Here is a 17,468-nt window from a genome sequence, read left to right as displayed (position 1 = left end):
TTGGGGTTAGAAGATGTTTTTACAGTACAACAAATAACCCGCCACTTGGTGTTGATCTTAGTTTCGCATACAGCCATACTTCTAATCAAGAAGGAGCGGTGAAGCATGTAACTTACACGTCTTGTTTCAACGCTTGATTTTCGTATTTTTTTAAATAATATCGCAGATTTATATCAAAAGAAACCCCGCTTTTGTACGAGTTTTGTTAGTTTGGATAAACCAGATATTTCTGTCTTATTTTTTCAAAACTTTCAAGGTCTTTTTTCCAGCTTTCCTTAATTTCTTTCTCGGATGTTCCGGCAATGATTTGCTTTCTCAGTGCATCACTTCCTGCAAGCTTATCAAAGAAAAGATTCTTGAGGAAGAAATCCTGCTCAGGATTTTTGTAGTTTTTATAAGAGTTTAAAAGCCATCCGAGGTTCAAAACTTGTAAATCCTGACTGTAATTGCTTAGATTTTCTCCGTGACATAATTTGCCATTCAGGAAAGGATCTTTAGCTCCTGCAGTTGGCTTGGGCGTGAATTGGTAAGGAAAACCTTTCGTCCACGGGCTTCCATAGATCTGGAAAGGTAAATCTGTCCCACGGCCTACAGAAACCTGCGTGCCTTCAAAAAAACAAAGACTCGGATAGAGATTGATGGATCTGTCATTGGGCAGATTTGGTGATGGTTTATCAGAAACGCCGTAGCGCTTTTGCTTGTGATAATTCAGCATAGGGATCAGCGTGTATTTTGCAGTGATACTGTTCTTAAGCCACTTTTCACCATTGACCATTTTACCATATTCGCCAATAGTCAAGCCATACACCACGGGAACGTTGTGCAGTCCGACAAAGCTTTTCCATTGCTCACGCATCATTGGTCCGTCTGTGTAGCCATCGTGGGGATTGGGTCTGTCCAGGACAATCACTTCAATATTACTTTCTGCCGCCGCTTCCATAATATAGGAAAGTGTCGATATGTACGTATAAAAACGTACGCCAACATCTTGGATGTCAAATAATATCACATCGGCGCCTTTCAGATATTCTGCTTTTGGTTTTTTGTTGTCGCCATAAAGCGAGACAATCGGTAATCCTGTCTTGGTGTCGATACCACTTTTTACATGTTCTCCAGCGTCTGCCGTCCCTCGGAAACCGTGCTCTGGGGCGAAGATGGATTTGATCTTAATATTTTTTTCTACTAAAAAATCGACCAGATGTTTTTTGTCCTTCAAAAGACTGGTTTGGTTTGCGGCAACAATCACATTTTTATTCTTCAGAAGTGGAAGATAGAGTTCTGGTCTGTCCGCAGCAGTCGCAAAGCAGTCTTTTCCTGGTTTCTGACCTTTTATAAATGGGATTGAAGTAAAATAAATTAGCAGGATAAAAACTAAAGTTTTATTTTTGAAGCTTAATATCATTGATTTGAATTTTCCGTTATATTTCTCGAAAAAGATAGCGTTTTCCAAAGATAACAAAAATAATCTCTCGAAGGTCATCGTCTACATCGGCAGGCTTTCTGTGGCATTGGGCATCATTGTTTCTTTGATTACGATATCCACAGGTCTGGGTTCCAAAAAAGCCATCGAAGACCGAATCTCAAATTTCAGCGGAGATATTTCTGTAAAATCCACACGATCCAACTCTTCCTACAATTCCTCGGTTTTGGAAACACAAGGGCTGGATATCAACGCAGTGAAACATATTCCAGGTGTTGCAGGATTGCAGTCTTACGCTTCGGTAAGTGGCATTCTGCGAACCGAAACCAATTTTGCAGGTATCATTCTGAAAGGTGTAGGAAAGGATTTTGACAAAACCAGATTCCAGCCGTTTATGATCGCAGGCTCTATTCCTGATTTTAAGGAAGATGGTTATAACAACGAGATCATTCTGTCAGAAAAAATTGCCAGTGATCTTTCTTTAAAAACGAATGACAGCATTGTTACGATTTTCTCAAAGGAAGACCAGAAACCGATTTATAGAAAATTTGTAGTCAAAGGCATTTACAAAACGGACATCAAACTGGTGGATGATCTGTACATCATTGGCGATATCAACCACGTGCGCAAAGTGATGAATATGGACGAAAAGCAGGTTGGTGGGCTGGATGTTTTCCTAAAGAATACAAATCAGACCGATGAGGTTTTTCCTGAAATCGAAAAGTACATTGGTTACAAAAATTACGCAGAAAAAGTAACCGAAAAATATCCGCAGATCCTAGATTGGATCAATATTTTCAATCAGAATATCTCATTGATCATTACCATCATGCTTTTGGTCGTGGTAATCAATATCGTGATGGTGTTATTAATTTTGATCATCGAAAGGACCAATTCCATCGGGGTTTTGAAGACGATGGGTGCTTCCAATGCTCAGGTCAGATCCATATTTATCAATTACACTTTACTGATTATGATTCCAGGATTATTGGCAGGAAACGTGATCGGCATTGGACTGCTGTTGATTCAGAAATATAGTGGATTTATCAAACTGGATCCCGAAAATTATTTTATCAGCACAGTTCCGGTAGATCTCAACCCTGTTTATATCATTGCTGTGTCCGTTGGTATCTTTATTGTTTCAGGAATAGCGATGATCTTGCCAAGCTATTTGATTAGTAAAATTTCTCCTGTACGAGCGATCAAATACAGCTAATAAAAGACCAAAAAATCCTAAATGATACTCAAAAACCTTAATTATCCGCTTGATTTTAAGTTTAAAATTACAACCATTTCCAGTGATTTTAATATAGCAGACAGAGATGGAAATAATGTAGCCTACGTCCGCGAAAAAATATTCAAACTGAAAGATGACGTCATTGTCTATCAGAACGAATCGAAATCTGAGGAACTTTTCAGAATAAAAGCAAACCAATGGATCGATTTCAATGCCTCTTTTTCGATGACGGACCTGGTGAATGGGAGAACTGTTGGAAGGCTTGCCAGAAGAGGGATGCGTTCTTTCTGGAAATCACAATATGATATCATTGGTGCCAACGATCAGCCAAAATACCAGATTAACGAGGACAATGGCTGGATAAAAGTATTGGACGGGATCGTGAGCGAGATTCCTATTGTAGGAATGTTTACAGGATATTTCCTCAATCCATCGTACACCGTAAAGGATCATGCAGGGAAAGAATATTTCCGACTAAAAAAAATGCCTTCGTTGGTTGGAAGACGGTTTCAGCTAGAGCGATTAATCGATATTGATGATGAAGATGAATCCCTGGTTGTTTTAAGTTTTCTGATGATGGTACTTGTGGAAAGATCCAGAGGATAAGATTTGAAACAGAATAGATAAGAAAAATAGAAATATGAAATATTATAACAACATTGTAGAAACGATTGGTAACACACCATTAGTCAAAATAAACAGAGTTCTTGGAGAAGATTTCCCAGCTTTGGTTCTTGCAAAAGTAGAAACCACAAATCCGGGAAATTCTGTAAAAGACAGAATGGCGCTGAAGATGATAGAAGATGCCGAGAAAGACGGCCGTCTGAAACCCGGCGGAACCATCATTGAGGGTACTTCCGGAAATACAGGAATGGGCTTGGCGCTTGTTGCAATCCAAAAAGGTTACAAATGCATCTTCGTCACCAACTCCAAGCAATCTAAGGAAAAATGTGATATTCTTCGTGCGGTTGGCGCAGAGGTCATCGTTTGTCCTACAGATGTGAAACCTACAGATCCACGTTCGTATTATTCAGTCTCCAAAAGACTGGCTACCGAGACAGAAAATGGCTGGTATGTGAACCAGTATGACAACCTTTCCAACAGACAGGCACATTACGAAAGCACAGCTCCGGAAATCTGGGATCAGACAGAAGGGAAACTGACGCATTTTGTAGCTGGTGCAGGAACAGGCGGAACAGTGACAGGTTGTGGGACATTCTTTAAAGAAAAAAATCCGGGTATCAAAGTCATTGGTGTTGATACTTATGGTTCTATCCTAAAAGAGATCCACGAAACCGGAGAAATACATTTGGATCACGCCTACACTTATGTTACAGAAGGAATCGGTGAAGATATTCTTCCTGAAAATTATGATATGAGCGTCATCGACCATTTTGAGAAAGTGACGGACAAAGACGGCGCGATCTACGCAAGAAGACTGGCAAAAGAAGAAGGCATATTCTGTGGATATTCTGCAGGAAGCGCCATGGCTGCCTTGGTTCAGATGAAAGATCAATTCACAAAAGATGACATCATTGTCGTTCTGCTTCACGATCACGGTTCCCGTTATGTGGGTAAAATCTACAACGACGAGTGGATGAAGGAAATGGGTTGGCTGGAGTAGTAATTATAAAAATTGATAAATGATAAAAACCGCCTTGTTTTATAACGAGGCGGTTTTGTTTGTCTAATGAACTGTATTGAGGATCTATACAATTCCTCCGCCCAAAAATAATCTGACTAATCCAAAAAATGCTGCGATACTGCACATAATGATTCCAGCTGTTGCATTGTTTTTTGGCAAACCGTCTTCCTGAACATAAGCTGCGATGCCGATGACCAAACCGATCATAGCAAATGGAATATTAATCCAATTGAACGCTCCCAAACACGGGATAAATCCGAAAAACATTCCGAAAATTGATAAAATTCCCATCACGAGGCTTGCTGTTTTCATAGTTTTGTTTTATCGTTTTTGAATAAATGATTTAAAAATAAAAGTGAATTGATGATGAGAACGATGAACATAAACGGGCTTAACTTATTCAATGCGAAAGCACTTTTGAAATTTAAGTTTTTAAGTTCAAGAAAAGCGTGTGTCGATCCGCACAGTAAACATTCTGACCCTTTTTTCCTAGCCTCACAAATTGGAACTTTAGATAGAATGATTTGATCATCAATGAAAAATAAAATCAACAATATTAAAATGGAAAGAATCGCTGTGATCTGCCAAATAATACGGATTGCGTTTTTGAGTTCCTGGTTTTTTGAGAATAGCTTCAATAATAGAAATTAAATTTTAATCACTCAAAAACCTCAAAATCCACCCCATCAAAACTCGCAAAAACCATCGTTGGATAAGAGTCCTGATGGAAGATATTGCCCTCAGAATCGATACCAATCGCGCCAGCAAAACCATCAATTTCTTTCAGTTCTTCAAAGGTTCTGTCGAAGGCATTTTCTATGGTCAATCCGTCTGTCACTCTGGTAACAATCTTGGCTGAGGTCGCATTGCTTACGATATCTTCGCCAACGCCAGTACAACTTACCGCACAAAATTGGTTGGCATAATTCCCGGCAACCGTGGCAGAATCCGAAATTCTTCCCGGGATTTCAAAACCTTTTCCGCCAGTAGAAGTAGCAACGGCCAATTTTCCGTCTTTATCAATTGCAACAGCGCCAACGGTTCCTTTGCCGCCGGTTTTTAGTTTTTCTTCGTATTCTTTTCTTCGTTGTGGGATTTCGGTGGAGACGTTTTCAAAGCCGTTTTTTGTAGCATATTGTTTTGCGCCGTTTCCTCCAAGAACACGGTCGTCTTCCTTCATTAATTCCTTCGCTACAAAAATCGGATTCTTAACATCCTGAAGATTGATCACACCACTCATTTTCTGCGTTTCGCCATCCATAATCGCCGCGCTCATCCGGATGATGCCGTCACTTTGGATTTGAGATCCAATGCCTGCATTGTACAGCTCGTCATCTTCCAAAAGCGAAACCGCATAGGCGACCGTATCGAATGCTGAATTCGTCTTCATAAAATCGTATGATTTTTCAGCAATGGTTTTCAGAGAATTTTGTTTGGCAACTTTCACTTCGTGGCTTTGATTGCTTTCGGAGAAAAAACCGCCGTGGATGATGATCTTCATTCTTAGATAGGGAATTTTAGTTATGATTGGTCTTCGTCTTCGAAAGCCTCAGACTGATATTTTTGAAAGATTTACATAGGGATTACCAGCCTCAGCACACCTTGTGGAGCCACGATGCATTAATTTAAATTATAATATCTAACATCTTATTATGATTGATGCGGTGCGATCTGCGGAATGGGATTGTATTGGGAATTGACAATGGTCATTTCCCTGGATTTCATATCAAAAGTATCATTCATAGACAGCACATCTACGATGAGGTTTTTAATAGAAATGGGTTGTCCAAGTTCAACGTTTGTTAGATTGGTATCCTTAATTTGAAGTCCGTCTACAATGATTACCAAACCAGAACCAATTGCAGTCATTTTATCATCTTCGATGAATAATCCGGTGTCTTCACCCAGGCCAATTCCTAAAGTTCTGGGATTGTTGACCACAGCTTGGAACAACCTTCCGATTCTTCCACGCTGAACAAAATGGGTATCGATGATCACATTTTCTATAAAGCCAAGACCCTGCGTGGTTTTGATCTCACCTTTCAATAGTGCTTCAGAGCTGGAACCTTGGTAAATCATATTTTCTGATGCCGCCGCTGCACCGGCAGAAGTACCGGCATAAATAAAATCTTCTGTTTGATATTTCGTCAAAATGGTATCGTGAAATCTGGTTCCACCCAGGATAGAGGTCAGACGCAGCTGATCGCCACCGGTGAACATCACCACATCAGCCGCATTGGCTCTTGCAACAATTGCATCGCTATTCGCTTGTTCACGGGTTTGGATATCCAGAATATTGCAGGTTTTGGTGCCTAAAAACTCGAAAGCCTTTTTGTATTCCGGGCCAACAATATCAGGGATCTGAGAAGCCGTTGTAATAATTTCTATTACAGAATCTTCCTTAAGTTTGGATTCGTTGATGATTTTTCTGAGGATACCTCGTTCAAAAAAGTTGAGGTTTTTTTCGACGTTCTGGTCAAAATCGGTTTCTGTAAAACTTCCTTTGTTTACAGCGCCTCCAATGATGACAAGTTTTCCTTTTGATTTCATAGTTAACAAAAATAATAAATCATGATAGAATATACCTCATATTTTTAAGGTAAATCGCAATTAACTTTATTCGGTGTTTTGGTAATTTACCACTTATTTGTTTCGAAAAATAATTTTAAACCAAGAAATATTCAATTATTTTATAAAAATGGCAAAGAATGATTTTTATACTAAAATATTTATTTCTGATTTTTCGTGATTTAAATGCTTTTCTATTATCTTTGATAAAGTTGAACTGACTAATGATCTTAAGGAATAGCTTTCTATACAGTCGAGAAATCTTAAAAAGGTATTTTAAGACATTGATTTTAAGTCTAATATCCAAAGTCTAATATCTAACATCTACTATTAAATATGAAAATTGAGAAAATACAGGTTTTAAGAGGTCCCAATATCTGGAGTATAACCAGAAAGAAACTAATACAGATGCGCCTGGATCTGGAGGAAACGGAACATTTTCCAACCAACAAGATAGATGGCTTCCGCGAAAGGATAGAACTGTTGTTGCCATCACTGATTTCTCACAGATGCTCCGAAGGTTGCGTAGGCGGCTTTTTCAAACGTGTAGAAATGGGCACTTGGATGGGGCACGTGATAGAGCATATTGCTCTGGAGATCCAGACGCTGGCAGGAATGGATGTTGGTTTCGGAAGAACGCGTGAAACCAAAACACCAGGCGTGTACAACGTGGTTTTCAATTATAAAGAAGAACAGGCTGGGATCTTTGCGGCAGAAGAAGCCGTGAAAATTGCCGAAGCATTGATAGCTGCTACAGCCTATGATATCGAAGAATGTATCCACCACCTCAAAGAACTCCGTGAAAGCGAAAGACTAGGGCCATCCACAGGAAGTATTGTTGAAGAAGCTGTTTCCAGAAGAATTCCTTGGATCCGACTGGGTAAGAACTCTCTGGTTCAATTAGGCTACGGGATCAATCAGCAGAGATTTCAGGCCACTATTACAGGTAATACCAGCAGTATTGCAGTAGATATTGCATGTAATAAGGAGCTGACAAAAAAAATGCTGGAAGATGCCGCCATTCCGGTTCCATCGGGAAGTCTTGTTGTAGATGAAGAAGGTTTGGAACAAGCCATCAAAAAATTTGGATATCCTTTGGTAATCAAACCTTTGGATGGCAACCACGGAAAGGGTGCTTCTATCAATGTCAATGATTTTGAGACAGCGCGCACCGGACTGGAACACGCTCAGAAATATTCAAAAAAAGTGATCGTAGAAAGATACATCACAGGTTTTGATTTCCGTGTGTTGGTCATCAATCATAAGATGGTTGCTGCCGCAAGACGAGTTCCTGCACACGTGGTAGGCGATGGTGAACTCAATATTCAGGCGTTGATCGATAAAGAAAACACAGATCCAAGAAGGGGTTACGGCCACGAAAATGTGTTGACCGAAATTGATGTCGATAAAGACACCAATGAACTTCTTGAAAAACTGAATTACGCATTAGAAACTGTCCCTCATAAAGGAGAAATCGTCTACTTAAAATCGACCGCCAATCTCTCTACCGGAGGAACATCTATTGACGTGACAGATATGATACATCCGGAAAATATCCAGATGGCGGAGCGCGTTTCCAGGATCATCGGATTGGATGTTTGCGGTATCGATATTATGGCGGAAAACCTAACACAGCCGCTTAAAGAAAGTGGCGGCGCCATACTGGAAGTGAATGCTGCACCTGGTTTCAGAATGCACCTTGCACCAAGTGAAGGACTGCCAAGGAACGTGGCTGCGCCTGTTGTCGATATGCTGTATCCACCTGGAAAAGAATTCAGGATTCCAATCATCGCCTTGACTGGTACGAACGGAAAAACAACCACGACAAGGATCCTGGCGCATATCGTTAAAAATAATGGCAAAAGAGTAGGTTTCACAACATCTGACGGGATCTACATCCAAAATACACTGCTTCAGAAAGGCGATACCACAGGACCACAGTCGGCAGAATTTATTCTGAAAGATCCAACTGTAGAATTTGCTGTTCTGGAAACCGCCAGAGGTGGAATCCTACGTTCAGGTCTTGGTTTTGGAAGTTGTGATATTGGCGTTTTGACCAATATCAAGGAAGATCACCTGGGCATCAGTGATATTCACAATCTGAAAGACCTTACGAAAGTGAAACGTGTAGTTCTGGATAGTGTGAAGAAAGACGGCTGGTGTATCCTGAATGCTGATGACGAATATTCTATGAGAATTGCAGATGATCTGAAGTCCAAAGTGGCGCTATTTAGTCTGGATGAAAATAATCCCCACATCAAACGTTTTGCGAAAGAGGGGAGGATTACCTGCGTTTACGAAGAAGGATTTGTAACCATCAAAAAAGGCGAGTGGAAAATCAGAATCGAAAGGGTGAAAAATATCCCGATTACGATGGAAGGTAAGGCAAAGTTTATGATTGCCAACGTTCTGGCAGCGTCATTGGCGGCTTATGTTTATGGCTTCGAAATTCCGAATATTGCTTTGGCATTGACGACCTTTATCCCAAGTGCGCAACTGACACCGGGAAGACTCAATATCTTTAACTTCAAAAATTTCAAAGTGATGATCGATTTTGCACATAATCCATCGGGTTATGAAGCCATCGAGGATTTCCTGAAAAGTGTGGAAGCAAACAAGAAGATCGGTATCATCTCCGGCGTGGGTGACAGACGGGATAATGATATCCGTGAGATAGGAAAAATTGCCGGAAGAATGTTTGACCATATCATCATCAGAAACGAAAAACATCTAAGAGGACGGCCGGAAGAAGAGATCAACGGCTTGATCATCGAAGGCATCCAGGATGCCAACAGAGATATCAGCTATGAATGTATCCCGAAAGAGATAGACGCACTGAAACACGCCATGAGTCTGGCAGAGGAAGGAACGTTCATCACTGCGCTAAGCGACGTTATCAACAATGCGATAGAACTCGTTCAGGAATACCAGAACAAAGAAGTTCAGGACGAAGGGATGTACTAGGCTTTTAAAGTGTTTAAAAACCAAAACCGCTCTGTTATATAGGGCGGTTTTTTTGCATTAATGAAGTGCCTGTGATTTTTACAGACTCAATCATGTTTTCTGGGATAATGATAAGATCTCCTACGGAAAGCTCTTAGCCCAAAAGAGCCTTACAGTAGCGGTTTTCCTTGTTTGTGTTAAATGATTATTTGTAAGTGTTGGTGTCGGAAAGATTTCTTTTTTTGTAATTGGTAAGGTACATTCCTTTATCAGACTTTCTAGAAAAATTACCGCTTAATTCCCAAAAATAACGGGCATTTGCTCTTGCTTTTTCATTGCTGAAATCTTCATATTCAATCCTGTAAATAGAACTGAATAATCTGGAACGCCCAACACCGTGGTGGCAATGGATCAGGACAGGGTAATTCTTAGGGTCGTCCATAATCTTCAGAAACTTTTTGACTGTACTGTCTGGTGGAATCTGATCTGTAGGCAAATTGAAATATTGTACACCTGCGATTTTGTTGACTGCGTTTTCCTCTGCAGTTACCTGTTTTTTGGTTTCGGGATTCAGTGCTGTACGTTCCAAGCCATCACGGAGATCAATCACTGTTTTGATTCGGTTTTCGCCTAAGACTTGGGGCAGTTCTTCGGGAGCGATGACGCCAGAATTGTAGACTTTGTTTTCCGAAATCGTTACCAGATTGTACCGTACTTTTTTCTGATAAAAAGCAAAACCAGAAACCAATACTACAACTGTAATCAGTAGAATTGCTGTTGTTTTCGTTGTTTTATTTTTAAAATTCAACGTCATAGGTTCTTAAAATATAATTTTTAATAAGCAGAAGCCAAAGACTCAGCTTGTCTTTATTCTTTTTTCTTTTCAGCTCGTCAGATCAATTTCCTATTTCTCCACCTTCTCGCAATAATGCTTCATCAGTACAAAAACAGCACCCGCAAAAGTGACCGCATATAGCACCGCCAACGCAGGCTTCTCCACAGTCATAGTTTTGAAATCAATTTGCCTGTATAATGCCACACCCACGATGATGGCAACCACACCCATCGTAAAAGTCATTGGATTTTTCTTTTCCATCATTTTTAAGTATTAAGATTAATCTGGTTTTTTTAAGTCACTAAAATACTAATTTTCAGAAATAAAACCCAATCTTATCGTCGGTGCAAGGCTCAGGCTCGCATCTTATTGTAGTTGTGCTTGCGGCAGCGCTGAGTGAGGCTGCAAGAACTGACAGAACTAAAAGGTTTTTTTTCATTTGAAGCGTTTAAGGGCCTTTTTGAATTTCAGCAAAATGATTACCTCAAACCTAAAAGGCGAAACTTTGACGAGATGTTCAATGCTTTTTTCGCCCTCTATGTTTGGGTAGAAGAAAAATATCTGAATAATTGAATTTTCAATTATTTGTCAACAAACGCTAAGTATTGGTTTTTTTGTTTGATTCAAATTTACAAAACAGTCAGATATCTAGTCCATTTTTTTTATTTAAAATATGACAAGTCAGTATTTTTAAAAAAAAACTTATTAACAATAATTTAACTTATGTAATTAGAAAAATTAAACCATCCAACTGGGCTATTTGTACTCATTGTTACAAAACACACCAAAAAAACCTTCTCCCACAGAATCCGGAATCGCATATGCCATCTCAGCCAAATATTGATTTTGTTTTAAACTGGTTAAGAGATTATCTTCTTTTGAGTAGACATTCCATTGGATAAGGCCTGTTTTTTTGTGTTCGCAGTCAAATTTCCATAGGGTTAATGTATAACCGTCAATCACCTTTAAACCGGTAGAATTTTTTGGATAGTATTCTGTTTTGACAGATATCATTTTTATCCACGCCGTATTTTCTGTATTGGGTTTGTAGTAAAAGGTATCAGTATTATTTTCAAAAATGTATTTCCAATCCTGCGAATAGCTGTAAGAAAATAGGATGAGCGAAAGGGCTAATAAAGGTTTGTTCATTTTGTAGTTTTCAATTGGTTAGTGAATTTAGTTTGTTCAAATTTACAAAATAGACTGATAATCAGATGATTAATTTATTAATTTAACATAATATCAATTAATAATTCCACATTGAATCCAAAAGCTGTTCATCTCCTGTGATCTTACGGAAATCATTCTTAAAAATGGTCTTTTATATGGATATCATCCCTGATCTGAAATTCTCTTTAATCATTAATATTTTAAAAACCAAAACGTTAGCGGAAAATTGAAACAACAGCATCGTCAAGTCTTTCGTGTAAATGCACGAGACTTTATTACAGCACAAAAGCCACCCTGATTCGGATGGCTTTGTTGTATAATTAAGGATAAAAGGTATCAATTCTAACTTCTGCAATCTAAGCTCTAACTTCTTCCTCTAGACTTTCTCATTCTTAATTTCCTCCACAATTTCCGGATTTAGCAACGTCGAGATATCTCCAAAGCTGTTGAAGTCGCCTTCGGCAATTTTCCTGAGGATTCGGCGCATAATCTTCCCGGATCTCGTCTTTGGTAACCCGGATACAAACTGGATCTTATCCAGCTTCGCAATCGGCCCAATCTGTTCAGAGATCAACTGGTTGATTTCTTTGGCCAGGTTCTCGCGGTTTCTTTCTTCACCTGCTTCTTTCAGTATGACAAAACCGTAGAGCGCATTCCCTTTGATGTCGTGCGGATAACCTACGATCGCCGATTCTGCTACCGCTGGATGCTCATTGATGCTGTCCTCAATGGGTGCTGTCCCCAGATTGTGACCCGAAACGATGATCACATCATCCACTCGGCCTGTGATCCTGTAATAGCCCACTTCGTCCCTCAGAGCGCCATCACCCGTGAAATATTTTCCAGGGAAAGCGGAGAAGTAGGTTTCCTTATACCGTTGGTGATCGCCCCATATGGTTCTGGCAATTCCTGGCCACGGAAAACGGATGCATAGATTCCCGTCCACCTGGTTTCCAGTGATCTCGTTGCGTTTTTCATCCATTAGAACTGGCTGGATTCCTGGCAGTGGGAGCGTGGCGTAGGTAGGTTTGGTGGGCGTTACAAACGGGATCGGCGAGATCATAATACCGCCGGTTTCTGTCTGCCACCAGGTATCGACAATCGGGCATTTTTTCTTCCCGACATTATCGTTGTACCAGTGCCAAGCCTCATCGTTGATAGGTTCTCCCACAGAGCCGATGACCTTCAATGAGTCCAGATTGTGTTTCACCACCCAATCTACACTTTCTTTCGCCAGCGAACGGATGGCTGTCGGGGCGGTGTAAAACTGAGTCACTTTGTGCTTTTCGATCACTTCCCAGAATCTTCCCGCATCGGGGAACGTGGGCACGCCTTCGAAGATGACAGTTGTTGCGCCATTCAGAAGTGGACCGTAGAGGATGTAGGAATGTCCCGTGATCCAGCCGATATCTGCTGTACACCAGTAGATGTCATTCTCTTTATAATTAAAGACATTCTTGAATGTGTAAGCTGTGTAAACCATATAGCCGGCGCAGGTGTGTAACATTCCCTTCGGTTTCCCTGTGGATCCTGACGTATAGAGGATGAACAGCGGATCTTCTGCGTCCATAATGACAGTCACAAAATCTGCAGAAGCCTTGTCATAATAGTCATCCATCCAATGGTCACGGCCTTCTTTCATCTGGACATCGTTGTGGGTTCGTTTGACCACCAAGACGTTCTCGACTGTTGGTGTCTTTTCAAGGGCTTCGTCCACAAGACTTTTCAAGTCAAGCACTTTGTTGCCTCTGTAACTGCCGTCGGAGGTGATGATCATTTTTGCGCCACAGTCATTCACTCTGGAAGCCACTGCTGAAGCTGAGAACCCTGCAAATACCACGGAGTGAACTGCGCCCAATTTCGCGCAAGCCAACATTGTGACCGCTAATTCCGGAATCATGGGTAAGTAGATGCAGACTCTATCACCTTTTTCAATTCCTAATCCGCGAAGGATATTAGCTACTTTGTTGACTCTGGTGTATAGGTCGTTGTAAGAGATGTGCTGTGCTTCATCCTTCGGGTCGTTTGGTTCCCAGATGATCGCTGTTTTGTCACCACGTACGGAAAGGTGCCTGTCCAGGCAGTTTTTGGTGATGTTAAGTTTCGCATTTTTGAACCATTTGATGTTGGCTTCCTGCATGTCATAATCCACCACTTTGGACCAGCGCTGATACCAGACGAAATTTTCATCCGCAATTTTATCCCAAAACTTCTTCGGATTCTGGATTGATTTCTTGTACTCTTTGAAATAATCCTGTAAATTCTGAATGTGATAATTTCTCATTGTTTATCTATTTTTAATTTTTAAAATCATTGTTTCTTTATTCTTGAATAATTCGCCTTGTCTGTTTTTATGTTATTTTTACTCCAGCATTAGCTCAATCTGTTGGATCAGTTTTTTGATAGAATAGGGCTTTGTAACATAGGCGTCAGCTCCCAGATCCAGACCTTTTGCTATGTCTTTTGGGTTGGTTTTGGCACTCAGGAAAATGATTTTTGAATGTCTCATTTGGTCTGATTTTTTGATTTCCTTCAGCGTGCTGTAGCCATCCAGATTGGGCATCATAATGTCGAGCAAAATGACATCCGGTGTGGTCGTTTTCAGTAGTTCCAAGACCTCTGTGCCGTCTCTTGCAATGAAAACTTCATACCCGATTTTCCTGAAACTGTATTCCAGAGTCATCAGGATTTTGTGTTCGTCATCTGCAATTAATATCTTTTTCATTGTTGTTGCTTTGTTGTATTTGTGGGTAGTTCTAATGTAAATGTGACGCCCAACTCATTATTTTCTGCGTCAATACTGCCATTGTGAGCTTCCATTATCTTTTTACAGATTGCCAATCCAAGGCCACTTCCGGAGGGTTTTTTCAGATTTTGATTCCGGGATTGATAGAACTTGTCGAAGATTAGATTCAAATCATCGTCCGGAATCTGTTTTCCGGTATTGAAGATCTTGATAAACAGTAGATTGTCTTTTTCCTGAAATTTTGCTTGGATCGTTCCCTGTTCATCCGTAAACTTGAAGGCATTTCCGAGAATGTTTTGGAAAACCTGGATCAGTCTGGCTTCGTCGTATTCAAAAAGGTGATTGGTCAAAAGATCAACTTCATTCAAATGAATGTTTTTCTGATGGATCAAGTGGCTGAGCGGATTCAGTGCCTTTTGGTAGGTAGAGGTGATGTTGTTCTCATGGATGTTCAAAGCAATCTCGCCGTGTTCCAGCTTGTCCAGATATAGGATGTCATTGATGATCTCATTCAGGCGGTCAGATTCTGTGATGATGTTGTTGAGGAATTCACGCTTAATTTCTAAAGGGATATCATCATCGTCCGCCAGAATTTCACCAGCAGAACGGATCGCGGTGATTGGTGTTCTCAGCTCGTGCGCCACAGAATCCAGAAAATCATCTTTCTGCTTGTCTTTGAAGATGAGGTTCTCATTGGCAAAACTCAATTCATCCGAAAGCTGACGTAATTCGCGGCTTTGCTCCGTGAGTTTTTTATTAAGACTGATGTTTTCTTTGGATTCTTCCAGGATTTCAAGAACTTCTTTCAGAGAAATCTTGTCTTCGTGCGTGACGCCTTCAATCAAAATTTTGGCGGAAGCAGTTCCTATTCTTCCGGATAACAGGTTTTCTGAGAATTTGATGAATCTTGCGTCTGCTGTTTCGGTTCTTGTATCGATGTTATATTTGAGGTTGAAAATCCGCATTGCCTGTTCGGTCTTCTTTTCTCCAAGAAATTTCACCAGGATATTCTGGATGTCGGAGACGTAAGCTTTTCCACGCCAGATGAATGCATTCTCGTGATTCTGAATATATTGATCAATATCAACATAGATCTCGGCGAAGTTCCGTTCCCGGTAATCGCCTTTTTGGCTTAATGAAATCACTATGAAAAGAGTGGTGTTGAGCAGAATGGACCAGAAAAAAATCTCGGAAATACTGCTCAGGTAAGGGATGTCGAAAAAGCTGAACCATTTGTAGAGTTCTCTCACAAAGCCTTTGAATTCCTGATTGTAAGAGAAATAGTACTGCGGGATAATCAACCCAAAATAGCAGATGATCAATCCAGCAATCATTCCGGTCACGGCGCCTTTATAGCTGCCTCGCCTCCAAAATATGGCGCCAAAAAAGGAGGGTCCCAATTGTGAAATAATGACAAACGAAATCAAGCCAACGGAGTATAAACTGTTCTTTAAAATAAAGTATTTATAGAAAACAAAGGCCGTAACGATCAGTATAAAAATACTGACTTTCCGGATGTTCATAATGCTTCTGGTATTTTTTGTTTCATTGTCAGATTTTAGTCTGTCCAGCCAGCCGTACGGAATGATGAGGTTGTTTGACAGCATAATCGATAATGTAATACTCGAAATAATCACCATCGAAATGGACGAACTTAGCCCTCCAAGAAAGACCAAAACTGTGATGATTTGATTGCCAAAATGTTGTGGAATTAAGATAGAGTAAAACTCGGGGTTCACGGTTTGTTCTTCAAAAATAAGCCGTCCTCCCCAAGCAATCGGGAATACAAATAGGTTGAATATCAGTAGATAAAGGGGGAAAAACCAAATGGCTGTTTTTAAATGTTTCTCCTGTCGGTTCTCAACAATCGTGGTGTGGAATTGTCTGGGTAAAAGAAAAATAGCTGAGGCAGAGATCAGGCAAAGGACCATCCAGTTGAAGCTGCCTTCCAATCCGTTAAACGTATTTTTCTCTTTAAAATCGGGTAGAAGACTTGCCTTCGCATAAATATCAGAAAAGCCGTCAAATGCGAAAAATATAACAAAAATGCCTAAGACAATCATGAAAATCAGTTTAAGGAAACTTTCCAGAGCCACTGCTGAGATAATGCCCAGTCTTTTTTCAGAAGCATCAACATAACGCGTTCCGTAATAAGAAGAAAATAGTGCCAAAAGAACCACGACGAAAGTCGCATTGTCTGTGAAAATATTTTGTGAAATAGGCGTATTCGTCACCAAATGAAACGTCTCCGAAATGGCTTTGATCTGCAAACCAATGTAAGGAATGATCCCGAAAATACAGACCAAGGTGATGATGGCCCCGAAGGAGCGGCTGTTTCCATACCTCAATGATATAAAATCTGCAATACTGCTTACTTTATTCACTCTGGATATTCTCAGGATTTTTTTATTAATATAAATCCAGGCAGGAATCACGATGATAGGACCAATATAGATCGGAAGATAATCCAGTCCATCGTTTACTGCAACACCAATGCTTCCGTAATAGGTCCATGCGGTACAGTAAACAGCCAGTGACAAAGAATAGATATAAGGATTGTTCACCCATATCTTGCTCTTCTTTTTCTCTGCGCTGTGGGCAACCAAAAAAAGAAGGGCAAGATAGACAATCACTACCACAAATAAAGCAATACTACTCATCGTATTTTTTGAAAATGATAAATGAAGTCACGATCGATAAAAACCAGATGCTGAACATGTAAGCAAAAAGCAATGGCAAGCCGAAAACCTCTCTTTCACTGTTGAACAAGAGAATAATGGGCGCGCTGAACAAGACCATCAGTGCAAAACTCAGGATAATCAATTTTTGTTCGTGTCGCTTTTTCATTAATGATGATTGATCAATGATAATTGATGAACAAACACTGTCATTCATCAATTATCA

Annotated in this window: 16 protein-coding genes; 4 read left to right on the top strand and 12 right to left on the bottom strand. The window is 40.2% G+C overall.

Going from position 1 to position 17,468, the window contains the following annotated elements:
• Positions 1 to 205: 205 nt before the first annotated feature.
• A complete protein-coding gene (locus F564_RS0100580) occupies positions 206 to 1,402 on the bottom strand; it encodes an exo-beta-N-acetylmuramidase NamZ family protein (RefSeq protein ID WP_028120879.1) in 1,197 nt (398 codons plus the stop codon).
• Between the two features lie 4 nt (positions 1,403 to 1,406).
• On the opposite strand from F564_RS0100580, the gene F564_RS0100575 reads away from it, so the two are divergent.
• Genes F564_RS0100575 through F564_RS0100565 form a run of 3 tightly spaced genes read left to right on the top strand, consistent with a single transcriptional unit; the run spans position 1,407 to position 4,281 of the window.
• Positions 1,407 to 2,636: an ABC transporter permease gene (locus F564_RS0100575; protein WP_028120878.1), complete on the top strand. Its 1,230-nt coding sequence runs from the start codon at positions 1,407 to 1,409 to the stop codon at positions 2,634 to 2,636.
• Between the two features lie 21 nt (positions 2,637 to 2,657).
• Positions 2,658 to 3,263, top strand: coding sequence for a hypothetical protein (locus F564_RS0100570; protein ID WP_028120877.1), 606 nt, complete (start codon positions 2,658 to 2,660; stop codon positions 3,261 to 3,263).
• Positions 3,264 to 3,297: 34 nt separating this feature from the next.
• Positions 3,298 to 4,281, top strand: coding sequence for a PLP-dependent cysteine synthase family protein (locus F564_RS0100565; protein ID WP_028120876.1), 984 nt, complete (start codon positions 3,298 to 3,300; stop codon positions 4,279 to 4,281).
• A gap of 84 nt (positions 4,282 to 4,365) precedes the next feature.
• Here F564_RS0100565 and F564_RS0100560 read toward each other — a convergent pair whose 3' ends face one another.
• The 4 genes from F564_RS0100560 to F564_RS0100545 form a co-directional block, all read right to left on the bottom strand.
• On the bottom strand, positions 4,366 to 4,614 hold the full coding sequence (locus tag F564_RS0100560; protein ID WP_028120875.1) for a hypothetical protein: 249 nt from the start codon (positions 4,612 to 4,614) through the stop codon (positions 4,366 to 4,368).
• Complete coding sequence (locus F564_RS21175) at positions 4,611 to 4,853, bottom strand: DUF2752 domain-containing protein (protein WP_394330620.1); 243 nt, start codon at positions 4,851 to 4,853, stop codon at positions 4,611 to 4,613. The genes F564_RS0100560 and F564_RS21175 overlap by 4 nt, the downstream gene beginning before the upstream one ends.
• Before the next feature lie 107 nt (positions 4,854 to 4,960).
• Positions 4,961 to 5,803 (bottom strand): isoaspartyl peptidase/L-asparaginase, encoded by an 843-nt coding sequence (locus F564_RS0100550; protein ID WP_028120873.1) that lies wholly within the window; start codon positions 5,801 to 5,803, stop codon positions 4,961 to 4,963.
• A gap of 149 nt (positions 5,804 to 5,952) precedes the next feature.
• Positions 5,953 to 6,852 (bottom strand): cyanophycinase, encoded by a 900-nt coding sequence (locus F564_RS0100545; RefSeq protein WP_028120872.1) that lies wholly within the window; start codon positions 6,850 to 6,852, stop codon positions 5,953 to 5,955.
• Between the two features lie 354 nt (positions 6,853 to 7,206).
• Here F564_RS0100545 and cphA point away from each other — a divergent pair, with 354 nt between their 5' ends.
• The gene (cphA, locus tag F564_RS0100540; RefSeq protein ID WP_028120871.1) at positions 7,207 to 9,834 is read left to right on the top strand and encodes a cyanophycin synthetase; all 2,628 of its coding nucleotides are present in this window, start codon (positions 7,207 to 7,209) and stop codon (positions 9,832 to 9,834) included.
• Between the two features lie 184 nt (positions 9,835 to 10,018).
• Here cphA and F564_RS0100535 read toward each other — a convergent pair whose 3' ends face one another.
• The 7 genes from F564_RS0100535 to F564_RS0100500 all read right to left on the bottom strand — a co-directional run bounded on the left by F564_RS0100535 (position 10,019) and on the right by F564_RS0100500 (position 17,411).
• The gene (locus F564_RS0100535; protein WP_051259508.1) at positions 10,019 to 10,627 is read right to left on the bottom strand and encodes a dual specificity protein phosphatase family protein; all 609 of its coding nucleotides are present in this window, start codon (positions 10,625 to 10,627) and stop codon (positions 10,019 to 10,021) included.
• Between the two features lie 90 nt (positions 10,628 to 10,717).
• On the bottom strand, positions 10,718 to 10,891 hold the full coding sequence (locus F564_RS0100530) for a hypothetical protein (RefSeq protein WP_154656769.1): 174 nt from the start codon (positions 10,889 to 10,891) through the stop codon (positions 10,718 to 10,720).
• 513 nt (positions 10,892 to 11,404) lie between these two features.
• Entirely contained in the window at positions 11,405 to 11,797 is a 393-nt protein-coding gene (locus F564_RS0100520) for a surface-adhesin E family protein (protein ID WP_028120868.1), read from the bottom strand.
• Between the two features lie 397 nt (positions 11,798 to 12,194).
• Positions 12,195 to 14,102, bottom strand: a complete 1,908-nt coding sequence (acs, locus tag F564_RS0100515) for an acetate--CoA ligase (protein ID WP_028120867.1) — start codon at positions 14,100 to 14,102, stop codon at positions 12,195 to 12,197.
• Positions 14,103 to 14,180: 78 nt separating this feature from the next.
• Complete coding sequence (locus tag F564_RS0100510; RefSeq protein WP_028120866.1) at positions 14,181 to 14,543, bottom strand: response regulator transcription factor; 363 nt, start codon at positions 14,541 to 14,543, stop codon at positions 14,181 to 14,183.
• Positions 14,540 to 17,224, bottom strand: a complete 2,685-nt coding sequence (locus F564_RS0100505) for an ATP-binding protein (protein ID WP_028120865.1) — start codon at positions 17,222 to 17,224, stop codon at positions 14,540 to 14,542. Before F564_RS0100505 ends, F564_RS0100510 begins: the two co-directional genes overlap by 4 nt.
• The gene (locus F564_RS0100500) at positions 17,217 to 17,411 is read right to left on the bottom strand and encodes a hypothetical protein (RefSeq protein ID WP_028120864.1); all 195 of its coding nucleotides are present in this window, start codon (positions 17,409 to 17,411) and stop codon (positions 17,217 to 17,219) included. Before F564_RS0100500 ends, F564_RS0100505 begins: the two co-directional genes overlap by 8 nt.
• Positions 17,412 to 17,468 lie beyond the last annotated feature (57 nt).

The organism is Epilithonimonas tenax DSM 16811 (assembly GCF_000428485.1).
Lineage (GTDB): Bacteria > Bacteroidota > Bacteroidia > Flavobacteriales > Weeksellaceae > Epilithonimonas > Epilithonimonas tenax.
The sequence above is the reverse complement of the archived record's forward strand: the minus strand, read 5'-3'. Positions and strand labels throughout refer to the sequence as shown.

What these genes read in the sequence shown, in the direction of transcription:
- acs (WP_028120867.1), bottom strand. Translation starts at nt 14,102, where the DNA reads ATGAGAAATTATCACATTCAGAATTTACAGGATTATTTCAAAGAGTAC.
- F564_RS0100505 (WP_028120865.1), bottom strand. Translation starts at nt 17,224, where the DNA reads ATGAGTAGTATTGCTTTATTTGTGGTAGTGATTGTCTATCTTGCCCTT.
- F564_RS0100500 (WP_028120864.1), bottom strand. Translation starts at nt 17,411, where the DNA reads ATGAAAAAGCGACACGAACAAAAATTGATTATCCTGAGTTTTGCACTG.
- F564_RS0100520 (WP_028120868.1), bottom strand. Translation starts at nt 11,797, where the DNA reads ATGAACAAACCTTTATTAGCCCTTTCGCTCATCCTATTTTCTTACAGC.
- F564_RS0100545 (WP_028120872.1), bottom strand. Translation starts at nt 6,852, where the DNA reads ATGAAATCAAAAGGAAAACTTGTCATCATTGGAGGCGCTGTAAACAAA.
- F564_RS0100580 (WP_028120879.1), bottom strand. Translation starts at nt 1,402, where the DNA reads ATGATATTAAGCTTCAAAAATAAAACTTTAGTTTTTATCCTGCTAATT.
- F564_RS0100550 (WP_028120873.1), bottom strand. Translation starts at nt 5,803, where the DNA reads ATGAAGATCATCATCCACGGCGGTTTTTTCTCCGAAAGCAATCAAAGC.
- cphA (WP_028120871.1), top strand. Translation starts at nt 7,207, where the DNA reads ATGAAAATTGAGAAAATACAGGTTTTAAGAGGTCCCAATATCTGGAGT.
- F564_RS0100530 (WP_154656769.1), bottom strand. Translation starts at nt 10,891, where the DNA reads ATGACTTTTACGATGGGTGTGGTTGCCATCATCGTGGGTGTGGCATTA.
- F564_RS0100565 (WP_028120876.1), top strand. Translation starts at nt 3,298, where the DNA reads ATGAAATATTATAACAACATTGTAGAAACGATTGGTAACACACCATTA.
- F564_RS0100535 (WP_051259508.1), bottom strand. Translation starts at nt 10,627, where the DNA reads ATGACGTTGAATTTTAAAAATAAAACAACGAAAACAACAGCAATTCTA.
- F564_RS0100510 (WP_028120866.1), bottom strand. Translation starts at nt 14,543, where the DNA reads ATGAAAAAGATATTAATTGCAGATGACGAACACAAAATCCTGATGACT.
- F564_RS0100560 (WP_028120875.1), bottom strand. Translation starts at nt 4,614, where the DNA reads ATGAAAACAGCAAGCCTCGTGATGGGAATTTTATCAATTTTCGGAATG.
- F564_RS0100570 (WP_028120877.1), top strand. Translation starts at nt 2,658, where the DNA reads ATGATACTCAAAAACCTTAATTATCCGCTTGATTTTAAGTTTAAAATT.